Annotated in this window: 17 protein-coding genes; 8 read left to right on the forward strand and 9 right to left on the reverse strand. The window is 70.4% G+C overall.

Features of this window, described 5'->3' with window-relative positions:
- Positions 1 to 116 precede the first annotated feature (116 nt).
- Complete coding sequence (locus QTN24_RS16180) at positions 117 to 1037, reverse strand: LysR family transcriptional regulator (protein ID WP_313838235.1); 921 nt, start codon at positions 1035 to 1037, stop codon at positions 117 to 119.
- Between the two features lie 102 nt (positions 1038 to 1139).
- Here QTN24_RS16180 and QTN24_RS16185 point away from each other — a divergent pair, with 102 nt between their 5' ends.
- The gene (locus QTN24_RS16185; RefSeq protein WP_124686285.1) at positions 1140 to 2561 is read left to right on the forward strand and encodes an aldehyde dehydrogenase family protein; all 1422 of its coding nucleotides are present in this window, start codon (positions 1140 to 1142) and stop codon (positions 2559 to 2561) included.
- A gap of 69 nt (positions 2562 to 2630) precedes the next feature.
- On the opposite strand, the gene QTN24_RS16190 is transcribed toward QTN24_RS16185, so the two are convergent.
- On the reverse strand, positions 2631 to 3698 hold the full coding sequence (locus QTN24_RS16190) for a VWA domain-containing protein (protein ID WP_124686284.1): 1068 nt from the start codon (positions 3696 to 3698) through the stop codon (positions 2631 to 2633).
- Between the two features lie 73 nt (positions 3699 to 3771).
- Here QTN24_RS16190 and QTN24_RS16195 point away from each other — a divergent pair, with 73 nt between their 5' ends.
- From QTN24_RS16195 to QTN24_RS16210, 4 genes are read left to right on the forward strand one after another with little or no spacing between them, the layout of a single operon-like run.
- Positions 3772 to 4716, forward strand: a complete 945-nt coding sequence (locus QTN24_RS16195; RefSeq protein ID WP_313838239.1) for a S1C family serine protease — start codon at positions 3772 to 3774, stop codon at positions 4714 to 4716.
- A 12-nt stretch (positions 4717 to 4728) separates the two neighbouring features.
- Positions 4729 to 5742: a MoxR family ATPase gene (locus QTN24_RS16200; RefSeq protein WP_313838241.1), complete on the forward strand. Its 1014-nt coding sequence runs from the start codon at positions 4729 to 4731 to the stop codon at positions 5740 to 5742.
- Positions 5720 to 6721 carry a DUF58 domain-containing protein gene (locus QTN24_RS16205; RefSeq protein ID WP_313838243.1) on the forward strand — a complete coding sequence of 334 codons (1002 nt, stop codon included), beginning with the start codon at positions 5720 to 5722 and terminating at the stop codon, positions 6719 to 6721. Before QTN24_RS16200 ends, QTN24_RS16205 begins: the two co-directional genes overlap by 23 nt.
- A complete protein-coding gene (locus tag QTN24_RS16210) occupies positions 6718 to 7770 on the forward strand; it encodes a VWA domain-containing protein (protein ID WP_313838245.1) in 1053 nt (350 codons plus the stop codon). Before QTN24_RS16205 ends, QTN24_RS16210 begins: the two co-directional genes overlap by 4 nt.
- A gap of 18 nt (positions 7771 to 7788) precedes the next feature.
- Here the strand turns inward: QTN24_RS16210 and QTN24_RS16215 are convergent, their stop codons facing one another.
- Together QTN24_RS16215 and QTN24_RS16220 are read right to left on the reverse strand one after the other, a co-directional pair.
- Positions 7789 to 9039, reverse strand: a complete 1251-nt coding sequence (locus QTN24_RS16215; protein ID WP_124686279.1) for a sensor domain-containing diguanylate cyclase — start codon at positions 9037 to 9039, stop codon at positions 7789 to 7791.
- A 345-nt stretch (positions 9040 to 9384) separates the two neighbouring features.
- The gene (locus QTN24_RS16220; RefSeq protein ID WP_313838248.1) at positions 9385 to 10152 is read right to left on the reverse strand and encodes an IclR family transcriptional regulator; all 768 of its coding nucleotides are present in this window, start codon (positions 10150 to 10152) and stop codon (positions 9385 to 9387) included.
- Between the two features lie 202 nt (positions 10153 to 10354).
- Between QTN24_RS16220 and QTN24_RS16225 the strand changes: the two genes are divergently transcribed.
- Positions 10355 to 11581 carry an MFS transporter gene (locus tag QTN24_RS16225; protein ID WP_313838250.1) on the forward strand — a complete coding sequence of 409 codons (1227 nt, stop codon included), beginning with the start codon at positions 10355 to 10357 and terminating at the stop codon, positions 11579 to 11581.
- On the opposite strand, the gene QTN24_RS16230 is transcribed toward QTN24_RS16225, so the two are convergent.
- The 5 genes from QTN24_RS16230 to QTN24_RS16250 form a co-directional block, all read right to left on the reverse strand.
- A complete protein-coding gene (locus tag QTN24_RS16230; RefSeq protein ID WP_313838252.1) occupies positions 11582 to 12349 on the reverse strand; it encodes a class I SAM-dependent methyltransferase in 768 nt (255 codons plus the stop codon).
- 67 nt (positions 12350 to 12416) lie between these two features.
- On the reverse strand, positions 12417 to 13286 hold the full coding sequence (locus QTN24_RS16235; protein ID WP_313838254.1) for an ABC transporter permease: 870 nt from the start codon (positions 13284 to 13286) through the stop codon (positions 12417 to 12419).
- A complete protein-coding gene (locus QTN24_RS16240; protein WP_313838256.1) occupies positions 13283 to 14137 on the reverse strand; it encodes an ABC transporter ATP-binding protein in 855 nt (284 codons plus the stop codon). The genes QTN24_RS16235 and QTN24_RS16240 overlap by 4 nt, the downstream gene beginning before the upstream one ends.
- 1 nt (position 14138) lies before the next feature.
- Positions 14139 to 15164, reverse strand: a complete 1026-nt coding sequence (locus tag QTN24_RS16245) for an ABC transporter substrate-binding protein (RefSeq protein WP_313838258.1) — start codon at positions 15162 to 15164, stop codon at positions 14139 to 14141.
- Positions 15165 to 15217: 53 nt separating this feature from the next.
- Positions 15218 to 16093, reverse strand: a complete 876-nt coding sequence (locus QTN24_RS16250; protein ID WP_313838260.1) for a TauD/TfdA family dioxygenase — start codon at positions 16091 to 16093, stop codon at positions 15218 to 15220.
- Positions 16094 to 16344: 251 nt separating this feature from the next.
- On the opposite strand from QTN24_RS16250, the gene pdhA reads away from it, so the two are divergent.
- Together pdhA and QTN24_RS16260 are read left to right on the forward strand one after the other, a co-directional pair.
- A complete protein-coding gene (pdhA, locus tag QTN24_RS16255; RefSeq protein ID WP_313838262.1) occupies positions 16345 to 17436 on the forward strand; it encodes a pyruvate dehydrogenase (acetyl-transferring) E1 component subunit alpha in 1092 nt (363 codons plus the stop codon).
- On the forward strand, positions 17429 to 18409 hold the full coding sequence (locus QTN24_RS16260; RefSeq protein WP_313838264.1) for an alpha-ketoacid dehydrogenase subunit beta: 981 nt from the start codon (positions 17429 to 17431) through the stop codon (positions 18407 to 18409). The genes pdhA and QTN24_RS16260 overlap by 8 nt, the downstream gene beginning before the upstream one ends.
- Positions 18410 to 18446 lie beyond the last annotated feature (37 nt).

The following is an 18446-nucleotide window of genomic DNA, read 5'->3' on the forward strand; positions in this document are numbered from 1 at the left end:
ACCCACACTTCCTGAAGTGCCGAATGAAAGCAAGTGGGTGGAAGAACCAAAATTTCTTTCCGCCACCGAGCGATGGCCCTCTCCCGCCAGCGGGAGAGGGGAGCAAAAACCCACGCTCACCCCCTCCCCCGCCGCCCCTCCCGCTGCCCGGCCGCATGTTCCTGGATCACCGCGATCAACGCGCGCAGCGCCGCCGGTGCATGGCGGCGGCTCGGGTAGTACAGGCATAGCCCGTCCAGCGGGGGCGTCCAGTCTTCCAGCACGCGCACGAGCGTGCCGGCTGCCAGGTCGGCGGCCACGTTCCATTCGGTCAGGTAGGCCAGCCCCACGCCCGCACGCGCCGCGGCCAGCATCAGGCCGGCGTCGTCGAGCGTCAGCGCGCCGGGGCCGTCGAGGCGCACCGTTTCGCCGTGGCGCTCGAATTCCCACTGGTAGATCGTGCCGCTCGGCATCCGGCTGCGGATGCACTGGTGGCCCTTCAGGTCGGCCGGTGTGCGCGGCTTGCGATGGCTGGCGAAGTAGGCCGGGCTGCCGACCACGGCAAAGCGCTGGCGGTCGCCGAACGGCACGGCCACCATGTCCTGCGGCACCGTGCCGGCCAGCCGGATGCCCGCGTCGAAGCCCTCCACGACGATATCGATCAGCTTGCCCTCGGTGACGATGTCGAGCCTCACGTCCGGATAGCGCGCCAGGAACGCGACGAAGACCGGCATCACCTGGTGCGCCGCGCCAGCCGACGTGTTGATCCGCAGCGTGCCGGACGGCTGGCTGCCCAGGCTGCCGGCCTGGTCGATGGCGTCGCGGATTGTCGACAAGGCCGGCGCCACACTGGCCACGAACTGCGCGCCGGCTTCGGACAGCGACACGCTGCGCGTGGTCCGGTTGAACAGCCGCACGCCGATGCGCGACTCCAGCGCGGCCACCGCATGGCTCAGCGCCGACGTCGACACGCCCATCTCGGCCGCCGCCGCGCGGAAGCTGCGATGGCGCGCCACGGCCAGCACGGCTTCCAGCTCTCCCAGACCCGAAGTACGCATTGTCCTAAATCGTTTAACGAGACATATACGATTGTATGTCTAGTCAACACAATGCCCACGGCCTATCTTGGTCACAACGCAACCACGTCTCAGGCATACACCATGCATCGCATCGACAGGATCTACATTGACGGAGCCTTTGTCACACCGCACGGTGACGAGCGCTTCGACCTCTTCAATCCGGCCACCGAGGCCGTGATCGGCCATGTCCGGCTGGCCGATGCCGTGGACGCCGACCTGGCCGTGGCCGCCGCCCGGCGCGCGTTCCCGGCGTTCTCGCGCACGTCGCCGCAGATGCGGGTCGACATGCTGCGCCGCATGCACGAGGCCGTGCGTGCCCGCGAGGACGACCTGCTGGAGGCCATCGTCGAGGAATACGGCGCCCCGGCGTCGCGCGCGCGGTGGATGGCGCGCCATGCCAGCGAGGTGCTGCGCGACGCCGCCGCCGTGCTGGAAAACTACCCGTTCACGCGCCGCGTGGGCACGTCGGAAGTGGTAATGCAGCCGATTGGCGTGGCCGGGCTGATTACGCCGTGGAACAACGACGCCGGCTTCATCACCGGCAAGCTGGCGGCGGCGCTGGCGGCCGGCTGCACCGCCGTGGTGAAACCGAGCGAAATGAGCGGCCTGCAGACGCAGGTGGTGACCGAGGCGCTGCACGCGGCCGACGTGCCGCGCGGCGTGTTCAACATCGTCACCGGCCGGGGCGATACGGTCGGCGCGGCGCTGGTGGCGCACCCGGACGTGGCCAAGCTGTCGTTCACGGGGTCCACGGCCGTTGGCAAGGGCATCCTGCGCACGGCGGCCGAATCGCTGAAGCGGACCACGCTGGAACTGGGCGGCAAGTCGCCAGTGATCGTGCTGGACGATGCCGACCTGACGCAGGCCGCGACGCTGGCGCTGCAGGCCGGCTTCATGAACAGCGGGCAGGCGTGCATCGCCGGCACGCGCATCCTGGTGCCGCAGGCGCGGCTCAAAGCGTTCGAGGCCAGCCTGGTGTCGGCCATGGCCGATGTCCGCGCGGGCGACCCGCGCGACGCTGCCACGACGATCGGGCCGATGGTCAGCGAGAAGCAGTGGCAGCGCGTGCAGCGCTACATCCGCGTCGGCATTGCCGAGGGTGCGCGGCTGATTGCCGGCGGCGAGGGGCGGCCGGCCGGCATCGGCGCCGGGTGGTTCGTGCGTCCCACGGTGTTCAGCGACGTCACCAACGACATGACGATTGCCCGCGAGGAAATCTTCGGGCCGGTGCTGTCGATCCTGACCTATCGCGACGAGGCGGACGCCATCTCGATTGCCAACGACACGCCGTACGGGCTGCAGGCGTACGTGGTGTCCGCCGACCCGGCGCGCGCCCGCGAGGTGGCCGGCCGCATCGACGCCGGACGCGTGCTGGTCAATACGGTCGCGCACGATCCGGCCGCGCCGTTCGGCGGGTTCAAGCAGTCGGGGCTCGGCCGCGAATACGGCACTTACGGGATCGAAGCGTTCCTGGAAACCAAGGCGGTGCTCGGCGTGGCGTGATGCCGGCGGCGCCCGGCGCATGACGACCGGGTGTCCGTATCGCCGGCATTCCTCACAGGCGGCGCCCCGTCAGCGCCGGAACCAGATCAGCGACAGCGCGCCGGCCAGCAGCAACAGCAGGCCGGAAGCCGCCGCGAACAGCGCGCCAACCTCGGTCTCGCGCCGTTCCAGTGCAAAGCGGGCGCTCAACTGGCGATAGACGCGGCTCAGGTCGGCCGCCGATCCGGCCTGGAAGTACTCGCCGCCGGTAATCGTCGCCACCGCGCGCAGCGCCGGTTCGTCGAGCTGCATGAAGTACGACAGCACCGGCTCGCCCGGCACCGCGCCGCCCTGCACCGAACCGAAGCCGACCGTGTAGACACGTACGCCGCGCTGCGCGGCCATGCGCGCGGCATCCAGCGGATCGGGGCCCGTGGTGCGGCGCCCGTCGCTGAGCAGGATCACCGCGCCGTGGCGATAGGTGCCTGGCTGCACCGGCTGGCGCTGCTTCTCGCGCTTGCGGGCGGCATCGGCCGCGGCGGCCTCGTCCAGCGACGTGGCCGGGCGGCCACCCAGCACCGATGCATCGTTGAACAGCACGGCCTCCAGGTCGATCCCGTCGTCGGGAAACAGCACGGCCAGCGCCTGGATCAGCCCGCTGCCGGTGGCCGTGCCGCGCTGCAACTGAAAGCGGTCCAGCGCGTCAAGCATGTCCTGCCGGTTCTCGGTCGGCGCCAGCACCTGGGCGGCCGTGGCCGCGAACGAGACGATGCCCAGCCGCACGCTCGACGGCAGCCCCACCACGAGGTCGCGCGCGGCCTGCTGCGCCGCGGCGATTCGCGTCGGGGCCACGTCGGTGGCCTCCATGCTGCGCGATACATCCATGGCCAGCACCAGCGTGATGGTGTCCGACGGCAGCGTGATCGTGGCGCTCGGCCGCGCGCACGCCAGCAGCGCCGCGCCAAGCGACAGCAGGAAAAGGACGGGGGGAATATGGCGCCGCAGGCGCTGGCCGGGGCCCAGCGCGGCGCGCGGTAATGCAAGGCTGGCATAGAGCAGGGCCGCCTTCTTGCGCCGGGCGATCAGATACAGATAGGCGGCCGCCAGCAGTGGTAGCAAAAGCAGCAGCCAGAGCATTTGCGGCCAGAGAAACTGCATGCCCTGCTCCTTGGCGCGTGGGTAAGAGGATGGTACTGTATTTTCCACGGCGCGATGGCAACCAGGGGTAGCGATGAAACGCGTGACGATCTACGGGTTGGTTTCCATGGCCGTCGCCCTGGTCTTTGCCGCCGGCGTCGGTGTCGCGTGGCTCACGCAGCCACCCCCGCGCAAGCTCACCCAGGCGGATATCGACGCCGCCGTGATGCACACCCTCCAGACCAAGCCCCTGCCCTCGCAGACCGCGCGCGCCGCCGAGGCCATCCGCGAATCGGTGGTCGAGATCCGCAGCTATGCGCCCGACAAGGCCGCGGAAAAGCCGGCCGAGAAACCGCCTGAAGCCAAGCCGGCACCCAAGCCCCGGCGCGGCCAGCCCGAGGCCAAGGGCAAGGCGGCGCCAAAGACGCCGCCGTCGCCGCGCGAGGAATCGGCCATCGTCGAAGCGCCCAAGGGCAAGGACACCCCGGCCAGCAAGTCGGAAGCGCGCCACATTGGCTCGGGCGTGGTGGTCACCGAGAGCGGCACCATCATCACCAACTACCACGTCGTGGCCGACGCCACGCGCCTGGAAGTGCGCTTCCACAATGGCCAGACGTCCGAGGCGTCAGTGCTGCAGGCCATTCCCGAGAAAGACCTCGCCATCGTCCAGCCAAAGTCGATCCCCGACGACCTGCCGGCCGCCACGCTGGGCTCCAGCCAGGCGCTGGTGCCGGGCACCGAGGTGGTGGCCGTCGGCTTTCCGTTCGGCATCGGGCCATCGGTATCGGCGGGCGTGATCTCGGGGCTGGACCGCCAGTTCGTGTCGCCCGACCGCAAGCAGAACCTGGACAAGCTGATCCAGTTCGACGCCGCGGCCAACCCCGGCAACTCGGGCGGGCCGCTGGTCAACATGAACGGCGAGGTGGTGGGCATCGTCACCGCCATCCTGAACCCGAATCCGAGCGGCACCTTCCTTGGCATCGGCTTTGCCATCACGATCGAAAGTGCCGGCATGGCCCTTGGTTCCTCACCCTTCTAGACGCGGAGGCCTATGAACGACCAATCCCGGGGCGCCCCTGACAGCGCCAGCCTGATGGAACGCCTGCTGTACGAGGTGAAGCGCGTGGTGGTTGGCCAGGACCACTTCCTGGAGCGGGTGCTGGTGGCGATGCTGGCCGGCGGCCACCTGCTCGTGGAAGGGGTGCCCGGGCTGGCCAAGACGCTGACCGTCAACACGCTCGCCCGCACCATGAGCGGCACGTTCAAGCGCATCCAGTTCACGCCCGACCTGCTGCCGGCCGACCTGATCGGCACGCGCATGTACAACCAGGGCACCGGCGAGTTCTCCACCGTGCGCGGGCCCGTGTTCGCCCACCTGCTGCTGGCCGACGAGATCAACCGGGCGCCGGCCAAGGTGCAGAGCGCGCTGCTGGAGGTGATGCAGGAAAAGCAGGTGACGATTGCCGGCGAATCGCATCCGGTGCCGTCGCCGTTCCTGGTCATGGCGACGCAGAACCCGATCGAGACCGAGGGCACCTACCCGCTGCCCGAGGCACAGGTGGACCGTTTCATGATGAAGGTGCTGGTGGGCTATCCCAGCGAGGAGGAAGAGGTCGTCATCGTCAACCGCGTCACCGGGCCGCGCATTGCCGTGAGCCCCATCGCCACGCCCGAGCACCTGGCGGCGCTGCAGGAAGAGTGCCGCAAGGTGTACGTGGACCCGGGGGTGATCCAGTACGCAGTGCGCGTGGTGGCGGCCACGCGCAAACCCGGCGGCTACGGGCTGGAAGACCTGGACCGCTACGTGTCGTTCGGCGCCAGCCCGCGCGCGACCATCGGCCTGATCGAGGGCGCCCGCGCGCTGGCGTTCCTGCGCGGGCGCGACTACGCGCTGCCCGAGGACGTGATCGACCTGGTGCCCGACGTGCTGCGCCACCGCGTGGTGCTGTCGTACGAGGCCATCTCCGATGCCGTGACGGCCGACCAGCTCGTCGCCCGCATCCTGCAAGCGCTGCCGGTGCCCGAGCGGCCGATGGAATCCCATGTTCGGGCTGCTGCGCGGTAAGCGCCGCCAGGCGCCGCCGCTGGCCGTGGTACCGGCCAGCCCGGCCGCCGCGCACCTGGGCGCCCGCCAGACCGACGCGCTGCTGCGCCGGCTGGAATGGACCGTCGTGCGCCGCCTGGACGGCCTGCTGCAGGGCGACTACCGCACGCTGTTCCGCGGCTTCGGGCTGGACCTGGCCGACCTGCGCGAATACCACCCCGGCGACGACGTGCGCCACATCGACTGGAACGTCACCGCGCGGCTGCAGGTGCCGCACGTGCGCGAGTACCAGGAGGATCGCGAGGTGGCCGTGTGGTTCCTGCTAGACCTGAGCGGGTCGATCGACTTCGGCTCCGGCACCGTGCGCAAGCGCGACCTGCTGGCCGATTTCACCACGGTCATGGCGCTGCTGCTGACGCGCTACGGCAACCGCGTGGGCACCGTGCTCTATGGCGGCGCGGCCGACACCAGCCCGGCGGTGGTGCCCGCGCGCGCCGGCCGCCGGCACCTGCTGCATCTGCTGGACCGCATGCACGCCACGTCGCCCGCCGCGCCCGGCGACACCCGGCTGGAAGACCTGCTCAATCGCGCACGCGCCGTGGCGCGGCGGCGCTCGGTCATCTTCGTCGTGTCCGATTTCATCAGCGCGCCGGGCTGGCAGGCGGCGCTGGCGCTGCTGGCACGCCGGCACGAGGTGGTGGCGGTGCGGCTGGTCGATCCGCTGGAACGGGCGCTGCCCGACCTGGGGCTGGTGGTGATGCAGGACGCCGAGACCGGCGAGCAGTTGTTCGTCGACACGCACGACCGGGGCTTTCGCAAGCGCTTTGCGGCGATGGCCGAGGCGCGCGAGGCCGAACTGCATCAGGCGCTGGTGCGCGCGGGCGTGGACTGCCTGACGCTGTCCACCGACACCCGGCTCGATCTGGCGCTGCTGCAGTTTGCCCGCCAGCGCAGCCGACGGGTTGGCGGCGCGCGCGAAGCCAACCGGGGTACAGCGTGATCGACGCCATCGGGCGCCTGCCCGTCTTCAGCTTCCTGTGGCCCATCATGCTCTGGCTGCTGCCGTGCGTGGTGCTGGTGGCCGCGGGCTACGTCTGGCTCGATGCGCGCCGGCGCCGCGCGCGCGCGCAATATCCCACGCTGCGGATGACCGGCGCGGCGGGCAAGCCCGTCACCGGCTGGCGGCGCCACGTGGCCCCGGTGCTGGCGCTGCTGGCGCTGGCCGCGTTCGTCGTCGCCATCGCGCGGCCGCAGGCCGTGATGATGCTGCCGTCGCGCATCGAGACCGTGATCCTGGTGATCGACCTGTCCGGCAGCATGCGGGCACCGGACGTCAAGCCCACGCGCCTGCGCGCCGCGCAGAACGCGGCCAAGGTGCTGCTGGACGCGCAGCCGTCGGGCGTGAGCATGGGGCTGGTGGCGATGGCCGGCACGGCAGCCGTGGCGCAGGCGCCAAGCCGGCGCAAGGACGACGTGGCCGCCGCCATCGACAAGCTGCAGCCGCAGGGCGGCACCGCGCTGGGCAACGGACTGCTGATTGCGCTGACCGCGCTGATGCCGCAACTGGCCGACGACGCCGCGCGGCTGATGAACGACGATAGCCCGAAGTCCAGGCCGTTCGCCCCGGACAGCGACGGCGTGGCGCCGGGGTCGTACGCGTCCGGCGCCATCGTGCTGTTCTCGGACGGCGAGAGCAATGCCGGCCCCGGCGCCGCGCTGGCCGCCCAGCTGGCCGCCGCCAATGGCGTGCGCATCTACACGGTGGGCGTGGGTACGCCCGAGGGCGTGGTGCTGAAGGCCGACGGCATGTCGGCCCGCGTGAAGCTCGACGAGCCCGTGCTGGAGCAGGTGGCCGATGTCACCGGCGCCGAGTACTTCCGGCTGGAGGATGCGTCGCGGCTCAAGTCGATCTATCGGGCCATCAACGCCCGGCTCAGCTACGGCAAGCGCGACCAGGTGGAGGTCACCGCGTTCTTCGCCGCGCTGGGGGCCTTGCTGGCCACCTGCGCCGCGCTGCTGTCGATGTGGTGGTTCGGCCGGGTGCTGTAGCGGCGCGCGCGCCGTGGCTCAGGCCGGCGTGATGCAGTCGGACTCGCCCGCCACCGGCAGCGCGGTGTCGGCCGTGTCGGGCTCGGGACGCATGTGCGAGGCCAGCACGAACTGGTCGCGGCCCCGCTTCTTGGCCATGTAGAGCGCGCGGTCGGCATCGGCGAACAGCCCGCGCCAGAGCGCCTCGCGGCTGGACGCACCGCCCTGCAACTGGGCGATGCCGATGCTGACGCTGGCATGGCCGCAGCCCGGGCCATCGCCGTCGGGCAGCGCGATGGCGCGCACCTTGCGCAGGATGCGGTTGGCCAGTGCCGTGGCCTGGTGTTCGTCGGTATGCGGGCAGAGGATGCAGAATTCCTCGCCGCCGTAGCGCGCGGCGATGTCGGAGGCGCGCCGCGAGTTGTCCAGCGCGGCGGCAATGTCGCGCAGGATCTGGTCGCCGGCGTGATGACCGTGGCGATCGTTGACGCGCTTGAAATGATCGACGTCGATCACCAGGCACGACAGCGGGTCGCCGTCGCGCTGCCAGCGCGCCACCAGGCCGATGGCCGTCATGTCCAGCGCGCCGCGGTTGAGCAGGCCGGTCAGCGCGTCCAGCCGGGCGCCGCTTTCGTTGCGGGCGATGATCTGCTCCATCGCCATCAGGCTGAAGCCGAACAGGCCCAGCAGCACGGCCACCAGCGGCGCCAGCGGCCAGACCGACGTACTGGTCTGGAGGAAGAACGGCGTGATCGCCAGCCCCTTGAACGCCGCGCCGTAGCTCAGCGCCGCCACCTGCGAGCCGAGCAGGACCAGGTGCGACGCCAGCACCAGCGGCCCGCCGATGCTGGTGCGGCCGCGGCGGCCCCGCAGCATCGTCACGATGGTGCTGAACGAGATCATCGCCAGCATGCCGTAGGCCACGCCGTGCAGCAGCAGCCGGGCGTCGGCCAGGCCGCTGACCAGCAGCAGCAACGCCAGCGTGGCCAGGCCAGTCACCCGCAGCGGCACCGCGTGGTCGGCCAGCCCGTAGTAGACGCGCACGCCGCGATAGATCGTCAGCCGGCCGATCAGGTAGGCGCCGGCCCCCAGCGCCGCCAGATGCAGCGAGCCCTCGGCCGCGCTGGCCGCCACCACCAGCCCGGCACCCGACGCCACCACGTGCCCCACCGCCCATAGCCGGCCGGCAGCACTCGCGCGCAGCGCAAGCACCAGCCCCGCCGCCATGACCAGCGTGCTGGAGAACACCACCATCATGACGACCAGAATCGTCTGCTGAGCCAGGTGCACGGGAATCGGTTTCCTCTTAAAGCTACCGGGGGCGGCTGCCGTTATCCACGTTAACCCGTAAAGGGCAGGCCGCGAAAACGCCGGATTGAAACGAGGCAAAACACGCATCATAGCCCGCGCCGGCGCTGCGGCGCACCCCCGGCAAGCCGGGGGTGGCGGGTGGTGTGGTGGGGGTGGCTGTAGCCTGCAACGGTTGACGAACCGCTGTCTGGCTCCCCTCTCCCGCATTGCGGGAGAGGGGCTGGGGGAGAGGGTCAGCCGTTCATTCACGACCGGTCGGATTTTGTACCGCCAAGCCCTCTCCCCCGACCCCTCTCCCGCGCGCGGGAGAGGGGAGAAAGAAAATCAATCCTCCCCCGCGCGCCCCTCCACCGCCGCCTCGCCCGCTACCACCTCCGGAAACCGGCCGCCCAGCGTGCGCGTCAGGGCGCGGGCGGCGTCCAGCACCTGCTGGCGGAAGGCGTTGCTGAAGCGGGGCGTGGGACAGGTCAGCGTCAGGGCGCCCTTCAGTTCGCCGTTGGGGCCGAAGACCGGAGCCGAGACGCCGGCGATATCAGGGCTGCGGTCGCCCACCAGCGCGATCACGCCTTCGTCGCGGATCTTCTGGTAGATCTCGCCGCGGGCGCCAGCGAACGCGCGCAGCACGCGGCCGCCCGCGCCGCGGTTGCGTGGCAGCAGGTCGCCGGCGCGGATGTGGTCGCGCACCGGCTGGGGAGAATCCACGCGGTAGAGGCACAGCCGGTGTTCGCCCTGCTCGACGTGGAACGCGGCCGATTCCCGCGTCACCCGCACCAGTTCGCGCAGCGCCGGCATGACCACCTGCTCCAGCGAGAACGACGCCGCGTAGACCGCGTTGAGCCGGGCGATCTCGGCGCCCAGCGCATACCGGCCGTCGGCCAGCCGCTGGATCAGCCGCGCATGTTCCAGCGACGCCAGCAGCCGCAGCAGCGTGCTCTTGTACAGGCCGCTGCGCTGGGCCAGTTCGGCCAGGCCAAGTGACGTATCGCCCTCGCGGAACACGGAGAGCACGAACAGCGCCCGGTCCACGGCCACGGCGCCTCCCTCGGCGGCGTGCTTGTCGGCTTCGGAGAGCTGGGCGGCTTTGCGTGGCATGGATGCAGGGATGGGCGGCAGGCCAATCGGAACGGGCGTCCACCGTATAGAACGGCCAAAGTGTTGTCAATCGGACCACCCGGCGGTATCGGGCGTACGCAAATTGCTGCATTGCCGTATCATGGCGCCTTCCGGGTTTTCCCTGAGTCGTCGTACAGGTTCGGCGATACCCCGGCCCACACAGCGCCCTCCGAATCACCCAATGTCCGCCCCCAGTTCCTTGCCGGCCACGCCGCCGCATGGCGAAGCCGAAACCGGCGACGTCACCCGCCGCATCCTTTCCGTTGTTGCCTTCAACTTCATTGCCTATCTGGCGGTGGGCCTGCCCATCGCGGTCGTGCCGGGGTTCGTCCACGGCGATCTGGGCTACAGCGCCGTGCTGGCCGGGCTGGCCGTCAGCATCCAGTACCTGGCCACGCTGTTGAGCCGGCCGTGGGCCGGCACGCTGTGCGACACGCAGGGCCCCAAGCGCTCGGTGCTGACCGGCCTGGCGCTGGTCACCGGCAGCGGCCTGCTGACGCTGGTGGCCGCGCTGTGCGCCGGCACGGACTGGATCGGGCTGGCGTGGCTGCTGGCGGCCCGGCTGATGCTCGGCGCCGGCGAGAGCCTGGTGACGACCGGCACGATTGCCTGGGGCATCGGCAGCGCCGGTGCGCGCCATACGGCCAAGGTGATTTCGTGGAACGGCATCACCACGTACGGCGCGCTGGCCGTGGGCGCGCCCGTGGGCGTGGTGCTGGCGCACTGGGGCGGGCTGGCCGCCATTGGCGTGGTGACCACACTGGTGGCCGGCGCGGCGCTGCTGCTGGCGCGCCACCGCGCGCCGGTGCCGATCCTCAAGGGCGACCGCCTGCCCTTCCGCCGCGTGTTCCGCGCGATGACGCCGTTCGGGCTGTGCCTGGCGCTGGGCTCGGTCGGCTTTGGCGTGATCACCGCGTTCATCACGCTCTACTACGCCAGCCACGGCTGGCAGAACGCGGCGCTGGCGCTGACCGCGCTGGGCGTCTGCTTTGTGCTGACCCGGCTGGTCATGGCCGATGCCATCGGCAAGTTCGGCGGCTATCCCGTGGCGCTGGTGTCGTTCGCGGTGGAAGCGGCCGGGCTGGCGATCATCTGGATGGCCCACGCGCCGTGGCAGGCGCTGGCCGGCGCGGCCGTGGTGGGCTTCGGCTTCTCGCTGGTGTTCCCGGCGCTGGGCATGGAGGCCGTCAAGCGCGTGCCGGCCACCAACCGGGGGGCGGCGCTGGGCGCCTATGCGCTGTTCCTGGACTTCGCGCTGGGGCTGATCGGCCCCGTGGCCGGCTTCATCGCCAAGCAGGGCGGCTATCCAACCGTCTACCTGTTTGCCGCGCTCAGCGCGGTGCTGGCGCTGGGGCTGAGCCAGGTGCTGGCCGCCCGCTACCGGGCCCGGCTGGCCCCGGCGGCCTGACTACTCCCGCGTGCAGCAGTACGCTTCGGTGCTGTACGGAAAGGCCACCACGTCGCGGCCCCGCAGCGCCGGGTCGGTGTCGATGACTGCCTGCAGGCGGGCGCGGACGGCGTCCTGCTCCACGGCCGGCAGCGACGCGATAAAGCTGACCGACATCACGCGGTCGACAATGACCTGCGCCGGGGCGCCGGTGTGGGTGTACGGAAAGCGCGCCAGCGCCAGCGGACCGAAGCCCGGCGCCGGAAACACCCGCTTCCAGTCACCCTTGTAGAAGCGCGGCGCGTCGCTCTCGTAGGGCGTCATGATGGCCGTCAGCGCCGCCACCCATGGCGTGGCTTCGTCACGCACGTTCCAGATCAGGCCCAGCCGGCCGCCCGGCTTGAGCACGCGATGGATTTCCCGCATCGCGGCGGCGTTGGCGAACCAGTGGAACGCCTGCGCGCAGACCACGGCGTCGACGCTGGCGTCGGCCAGCGGCATCGATTCGGCGCTGCCGGCCAGGGCGCGGACGTCGGGCAGGCGGGCGGAAAGCTGGGCGCGCATGGCGTCCACCGGTTCCACCGCCACGACGCTGGCGCCCGATGGCACCAGCAGCCGCGTGAACTTGCCGGTGCCGGCGCCCAGGTCCACCACGGTGGCGCCGGGCGCCACGCCCAGCGTGTCGCGCAGCCAGTGGCCCAGCGCTTCGGGATAGTCGGGACGCCCGCGGGCGTAGGTGTCGGCCTGGGTCGAGAAACCCTGGGCCGCGGCAGGATGGATTGTCGTCATGGCCCGTCACGATACGCCGGGCGCATGGCATCGACAAGGCGCGCCGCAGCAACCTGGGGCTTCCGCGTCAGTGCTGCTGGCCCCAGCGGCGCACGGTCACGCGCTCCAGCGTGGCGAACACCAGCCCTTCCACGGCCAGCCCGATCAGGATCACGGTCGCCAGCCCCGCGAACACGCGATCCGTGTAGAGCTCGTTGCGGTTCTGGAAGATGTACCAGCCCAGCCCGCCCTTGCCGGACGACGCGCCGAACACCAGTTCCGCCGCGATCAGCGTGCGCCACGCGAACGCCCAGCCGATCTTGAGCCCGGACAGGATGGCCGGCAGCGCGGCCGGCACCAGAATCAGCACCACATAGCGCAGCCCGCGCAGGCCATAGTTGCGCCCGGCCATGCGCAGCGTCTCGGGCACGCCCCGAAACCCGGCGTACGTGTTCAGCGCCAGCGGCCAGAGCACCGAATGAATCAGCACGAAGACCAGGCTCCTGGTGCCCAGCCCGAACCACAGCAGCGCCAGCGGCAGCAGCGCGATGGCCGGCAGCGGGTTGAACATCGCGGTCAGCGTGTCCAGCAGGTCGCGGCCGGCGCGCGTGGACACGGCCAGCGTGGTCAGCACGAACGCCAGCGCCACGCCGGCCGCGTAGCCTTGCAGCAGGATCGACAGCGACACCAGCGCCTTGCCGGGCAGCTCACCACTGACGATGGCGTCGGCAAACGCGCGCGCGGTCGACAGGAAGGTCGGCAGCAGCAGGTCGTTGTCCTGGATGCGGGCGATGATTTCCCACGCCAGCGCCAGCAGCGCCAGGATCACGGCCTTGCGCAGCCACCCCTGCTGCCACAGCCGGCGCGGCCAGGGCAGCGCGCGCGACACCGGCACGGCGGTAAACGGTTCGAGCGCCCGTTCGTACTCCGGACGCAGTGCGGGATGAGCGGTGGTCATGATCCATGCCTCGCATTGGGGATGGCAACGGCCGGCGCGGCATCGACCGGCGTCTCGAACAGCATCGCGTGGATGCGCTGCGCCGCCAGCTGGAATTCCGCGCTGCCCTGGCTGGCCAGCGTGAACTGGTGGCTGTTCAGCTCGGCGCGCACGCGGCCCGGATGCGGCGACAGCAGCAGGATGCGGCTGCCAACCACCAGCGCTTCCTCGATCGAATGGGTCACGAACAGCAGCGTGAACGCGGCATCGTCCCACAGCGCCAGCAGTTCTTCCTGCATGCGCCGCCGCGTCAGCGCGTCCAGCGCCGCGAACGGCTCGTCCATCAGCAGCACCTTGGGCCGCATGGCCAGCGCCCGGGCAATGGCCACACGCTGCTTCATGCCGCCCGACAGCGTGTGCGGAAAGGCATCGGCAAACGCGGCCAGCCCAACCTTGTCGAGGTAGTGCATGGCCACGTCCGCCGCCTCCGCCTTCGACAAGCCACGCGCCTGCCGCAGCGGGAACATCACGTTCTGCCGCACCGTCTTCCACGGCGGCAACTGGTCGAACTCCTGGAACACGACGATGCGGTCCGGCCCGGGCGCCTGCACGCGGCGGCCGTCGAGCCGGATCTCGCCCTCGGCGGCGGGCACGAACCCGGCCACGGCCTTCAGCAGCGTCGACTTGCCGCAGCCGGACGGCCCCAGCAGCACGAAGCGGTCGGCCGCATGGACGTCGAAGCTGACCTGGTGCGTGGCCCGTACCACGCGCTGCGGCGTGCGGTATTCCAGCGATACGTGGTCGACTTCCAGCAGCGGCTGCGGCTGGGGCACGACGCGCAGGCGCGTGCCGGCGGGATGGGCCTCGGCCATGTCAGCTCCCCTGCGCGGTGGCGGCATCCTGGAAGAAGTAGTCTTGCCAGGACTTCGGCTGGTTCTTGATGGCGCCCACGCGGTGCATGAACGCGGCCAGCGGGAACGTGTTCTGCGGCGTGATCTTGAACTGCACCTGCGGGTTCCTGAGCACCTTGACCAGCAGCGCACGGTCGATCCTGGCATTGTTCACGCGGATGTACAGGTCGGCGGCGGCCTCGGGGTTTTTGGTCGCAAACGCGGCCGCCTCGGCCAGCGCGTCAACGAAGGCGCGGTAGGTCTTGGGATTGTCGTTGCGGAATTTCTCGGTGGCGTAGAGCACGGTGGCCGAGCTGGGCCCGCCAAGCACGTCGTACGAATTCAGCACGATGTGCGCGTTCGGGTTGCCGGCCAGCTCTTGCTCCTGGAACGGTGGATTGCCGAAATGGCCCGTGATTTCCGTGCCGCCGGCGATGATCGCCGCCGCGGCATCGGGGTGCGGCACGGCCACGGTCCACTTGTCGAGCCGGTTGAATTCCTTGTCGCCCCACTGCTTGGCCGCCGCCAGTTGCAGCACGCGCGACTGCACCGACACGGTCACGGCCGGTAGCGCGATGCGGTCCTTGTCGGTGAAGTCGGCAATCGACTTCACCTTGGGATTGTTCGAGACCAGGTAGTACGGGAAGTTGCCCAGCGACGCCACCCCCTTGACGTTCTGGCGGCCGTGCGTGCGGTCCCACAGCGTCAGCAGCGGGCCCACGCCGGCGCCGGCGATGTCGATGGCGCCCGACAGCAGCGCGTCGTTGACGGCCGCGCCGCCCGACAGCTGCGTCCATTCCACCTGGATATCGACGCCCTGCTGCTTGCCGTGCTTCTCGATCAGTTGCTGGTCGCGCGCCACGTTGAGCAGCAGGTACACCACGCCGAACTGCTCGGCGATGCGGATGCGCCCCTCCGCGTGCGCGGTGCCGGACAGCGCCAGGCCGGCGGTCAGCACGGCCAGCGTGGCGCGGCGCGAAAAGGTGGTGGCAAGGGCAATCAGGGACATGCGAAAGGCTCCGGGGACGCGGGATGGAAGAGTGGAAGACGGGCGGGCGAAGATCAGAACGGCGTGTCGCCCTCGATCGTCGTGCGGTACATCACGCGGCGCAGGTGGTCCGGCGTGCCGCCGGCCAGGTGCAGCAGCGAGCGGTTATCCCAGAAGACCAGGTCGTGCGCGCGCCAGTAGTGGCGGTAGACGTACCGGGGCTGCACGCTGTGCGCAAACAGTTCGTCCAGCAGCGCGCGGCTTTCCGCTTCGGGCAGGCCGACGATCCGCGTCGTGAAATGCTCGCTCACGAACAGCGCCTTGCGGCCCGTTTCGGGATGCGTCCGCACCACGGGATGCACCACGGGCCGGACCTGCGCGATCTGCTCGGGCGTCAGGTTGGGCCGCCACGGGCTGCGCTGCTGCAGTTCGGCGTAGCGCGCCAGATACGTGTGCTCGGCGGTCAGCCCTTCGACCCGGCGCTTCAGCGCGTCGGACAAGCCGTCGTACGCGGCGTGCATGTTGGCGAACAGCGTGTCGCCGCCCTCGGCCGGCAGTTCGATGGCGTGGAGCAGCGAGCCGAGGCTCGGCTTTTCCTTGTACGACAGGTCCGAGTGCCAGAAATGGCCCGCATCGCCCAGCCCGATTGGCTTGCCGTCGCGCAGCACGTTCGACACGATCAGGATCTCGGGATGGTTGGCAAGCTGGAACTGGTGCAGCACGTGGATCTGCAGCGGCCCGAAGCGGCGGCTGAACGCAATCTGCTGGTCTGGCGTGATGCGCTGGTCGCGGAACACCACCACGTGGTGATCCAGGTGCGCGCGATGGATGCGGCGGAAGTCATCGTCGGACAACGGCTGGCTCAGGTCCAGCCCGACGACTTCGGCACCCAGCGCGGCACCCAGCGGGCGAATCTCGAAATCCTGGCGGGTGGCTACGGCAACGGTCATGGCGGAATCGGCTCCTGGGGGCAAGCACAAGCCTTGCACTGTAGGGACGCGCGGCACCGCAGACAACGAACAAAAAAGCGGGGCGATATGCGGGGAGCGCATATGGGCGCCCTGCTGCTGAGCCTCGGCCGTCCTCAGCCCGTGCGCCACCGCACACCCCCTTCCCGGATTCCTGCCCTATAGTCGAAGGCAGCAGCGTCCACAAGATGCTGCGCCGCACAGGACACAGCGAACCACAAGGGGACCACCACATGGGCACTGTTGCGCGCTTTGACATTGGATTTACCCGCTACCTCTCCCCCGAGGGCAGCCCTGCCCCCGACCTTCCCGACTTTGCCCGCGACCCGGCCGCGCTGCTGCCGCTCTATCGCGCCATGGTGCTCACCCGGCAGTTCGACCTGAAGGCCATCGCGATGCAGCGCACGGGCCAGATCGGCACGTTTGCGTCGGCGCTGGGGCAGGAGGCGATTGGCGTGGGCGTGGCGATGGCGATGCGGCCGGACGACGTGCTGATCCCGTCGTACCGCGACCACGCCGGGCAGTTCGTGCGTGGCGTCACGATGACCGAGAGCCTGCTGTACTGGGGCGGCGACGAGCGCGGCAGCGGCTTTGCGGCGGTGCCGCACGACTTTGGCAACTGCGTGCCGATTGGCACCCAGGTGGGCCATGCGGCCGGCGTGGCCTATGCGTTCAAGCTGCGCCAGCAGCCACGCGTGGCCGTCTGCATCATCGGCGACGGCGGCACGTCGAACGGCGCGTTCTACGAAGGCATGAACATGGCCGGCGCGTGGCAGGTGCCGCTGGTCATCGTCATCAACAACAACCAGTGGGCCATCTCGATGCCGCGCGCGCGGCAGACGGCGGCGGCCACGCTGGCGCAGAAGGCCATCGCGGCCGGCATTCCCGGCGAACAGGTGGACGGCAACGACGTGATCGCCGTGCGCGAGCGCGCGGGCGCGGCCATCGAACGGGCGCGCGACGGCGCGGGGCCGGCGCTGATCGAGGCCGTCACCTACCGGCTGGGCGACCACACCACGGCCGACGACGCGTCGCGCTACCGCGACGAGGCCACCGTCAAGGAAGCGTGGCGGCAGGAGCCGATCAAGCGGCTGCGCGACTACCTGGCCAGCGTGGGCGCGTGGGATGCCACGCGCGAGGAGGCACTGGTGCGCGAGACCCAGGCGGCCGTCGGCGCGGCGGTGCAGGCGTACCTGGACCTGCCCCACCCCGACGTCACCGCGATGTTCGATTGCCTGTACGAGACGCTGCCGGCCGCGCTGGCCGACCAGCTCGATACCGCCCGACGCTACGCCGACCCCGCCACGGAGACCGATCATGGCTGAACTCCATCTCGTGGAAGCGGTGAACCTGGCGCTGGCCCACGCGCTGGCGCACGACCCCGACGTGGTGCTGCTGGGCGAGGATATCGGCGTCAACGGCGGCGTGTTCCGCTCGACGGTCGGCCTGCAGGCGCGCTTTGGCGAGGCGCGCGTCATCGACACGCCGCTGGCCGAAGGCGGCATCGTCGGCGCGGCCATCGGCATGGCGGCGATGGGTCTCAAGCCCGTGGCCGAGATCCAGTTCGCGGGCTTCATCTACCCGGCCATCGACAACATCCTGAACCACGCCGGCCACCTGCGGCACCGCACGCGCGGGCGGCTGACCTGTCCGCTGGTGGTGCGCGCGCCCAGCGGCGCCGGCATCCACGCGCCCGAGCATCACTCCGAAAGCCCCGAGGCGCTGTTCGCGCATATCCCCGGCCTGCGCGTGGTCATGCCATCGTCGCCGGCGCGGGCCTACGGGCTGCTGCTGGCCGCGATCCGCGACCCCGACCCGGTGATCTTCTTCGAGCCGACGCGGCTCTACCGGCTGTTCCGGCAGGAGGTGGCCGACGACGGCGAGGCACTGCCGCTGGACGCATGCTTCACGCTGCGCGAAGGCAGCGACATCACGCTGGTCAGCTGGGGCGCCATGGTGCAGGAGACGCTGGCCGCCGCGGACCAGCTGGCCGACGACGGCATCTCGGCCGCCGTCATCGACGTGGCGACGCTGAAGCCGCTGGACATGGAGACCATCCTCGAATCGGTGGCGCAAAGCGGCCGCTGCGTGATCGTGCACGAGGCGCCGCGCACGGCCGGCGTGGGCGCCGAGATTGCCGCGAACCTGGCCGATGCCGGGCTCTACTCGCTCAGCGCGCCGGTGCAGCGCGTGACCGGCTACGACACCGTGGTGCCGCTGGCGCGGCTGGAGCACAGCTACCTGCCGTCCGTGGCGCAGATTGTGGACGCGGCGCGGCGCGCGCTGGACGCGGCGTAGGCCCGCTCGGGAACCAGCCAAGAATACCGGAGACGAC

The organism is Cupriavidus sp. SZY C1 (assembly GCF_032190535.1).
Classification (GTDB): domain Bacteria; phylum Pseudomonadota; class Gammaproteobacteria; order Burkholderiales; family Burkholderiaceae; genus Cupriavidus; species Cupriavidus pauculus_C.

Bases quoted from the DNA above. Each gene is read 5' to 3' on its own strand.
- QTN24_RS16180 (WP_313838235.1), bottom strand. From the start codon at position 1,037: ATGCGTACTTCGGGTCTGGGAGAGCTGGAAGCCGTGCTGGCCGTGGCG.
- QTN24_RS16185 (WP_124686285.1), top strand. From the start codon at position 1,140: ATGCATCGCATCGACAGGATCTACATTGACGGAGCCTTTGTCACACCG.
- QTN24_RS16190 (WP_124686284.1), bottom strand. From the start codon at position 3,698: ATGCAGTTTCTCTGGCCGCAAATGCTCTGGCTGCTGCTTTTGCTACCA.
- QTN24_RS16195 (WP_313838239.1), top strand. From the start codon at position 3,772: ATGAAACGCGTGACGATCTACGGGTTGGTTTCCATGGCCGTCGCCCTG.
- QTN24_RS16200 (WP_313838241.1), top strand. From the start codon at position 4,729: ATGAACGACCAATCCCGGGGCGCCCCTGACAGCGCCAGCCTGATGGAA.
- QTN24_RS16205 (WP_313838243.1), top strand. From the start codon at position 5,720: ATGTTCGGGCTGCTGCGCGGTAAGCGCCGCCAGGCGCCGCCGCTGGCC.
- QTN24_RS16220 (WP_313838248.1), bottom strand. From the start codon at position 10,152: ATGCCACGCAAAGCCGCCCAGCTCTCCGAAGCCGACAAGCACGCCGCC.
- QTN24_RS16225 (WP_313838250.1), top strand. From the start codon at position 10,355: ATGTCCGCCCCCAGTTCCTTGCCGGCCACGCCGCCGCATGGCGAAGCC.
- QTN24_RS16230 (WP_313838252.1), bottom strand. From the start codon at position 12,349: ATGACGACAATCCATCCTGCCGCGGCCCAGGGTTTCTCGACCCAGGCC.
- QTN24_RS16235 (WP_313838254.1), bottom strand. From the start codon at position 13,286: ATGACCACCGCTCATCCCGCACTGCGTCCGGAGTACGAACGGGCGCTC.
- QTN24_RS16240 (WP_313838256.1), bottom strand. From the start codon at position 14,137: ATGGCCGAGGCCCATCCCGCCGGCACGCGCCTGCGCGTCGTGCCCCAG.
- QTN24_RS16245 (WP_313838258.1), bottom strand. From the start codon at position 15,164: ATGTCCCTGATTGCCCTTGCCACCACCTTTTCGCGCCGCGCCACGCTG.
- QTN24_RS16250 (WP_313838260.1), bottom strand. From the start codon at position 16,093: ATGACCGTTGCCGTAGCCACCCGCCAGGATTTCGAGATTCGCCCGCTG.
- pdhA (WP_313838262.1), top strand. From the start codon at position 16,345: ATGGGCACTGTTGCGCGCTTTGACATTGGATTTACCCGCTACCTCTCC.
- QTN24_RS16260 (WP_313838264.1), top strand. From the start codon at position 17,429: ATGGCTGAACTCCATCTCGTGGAAGCGGTGAACCTGGCGCTGGCCCAC.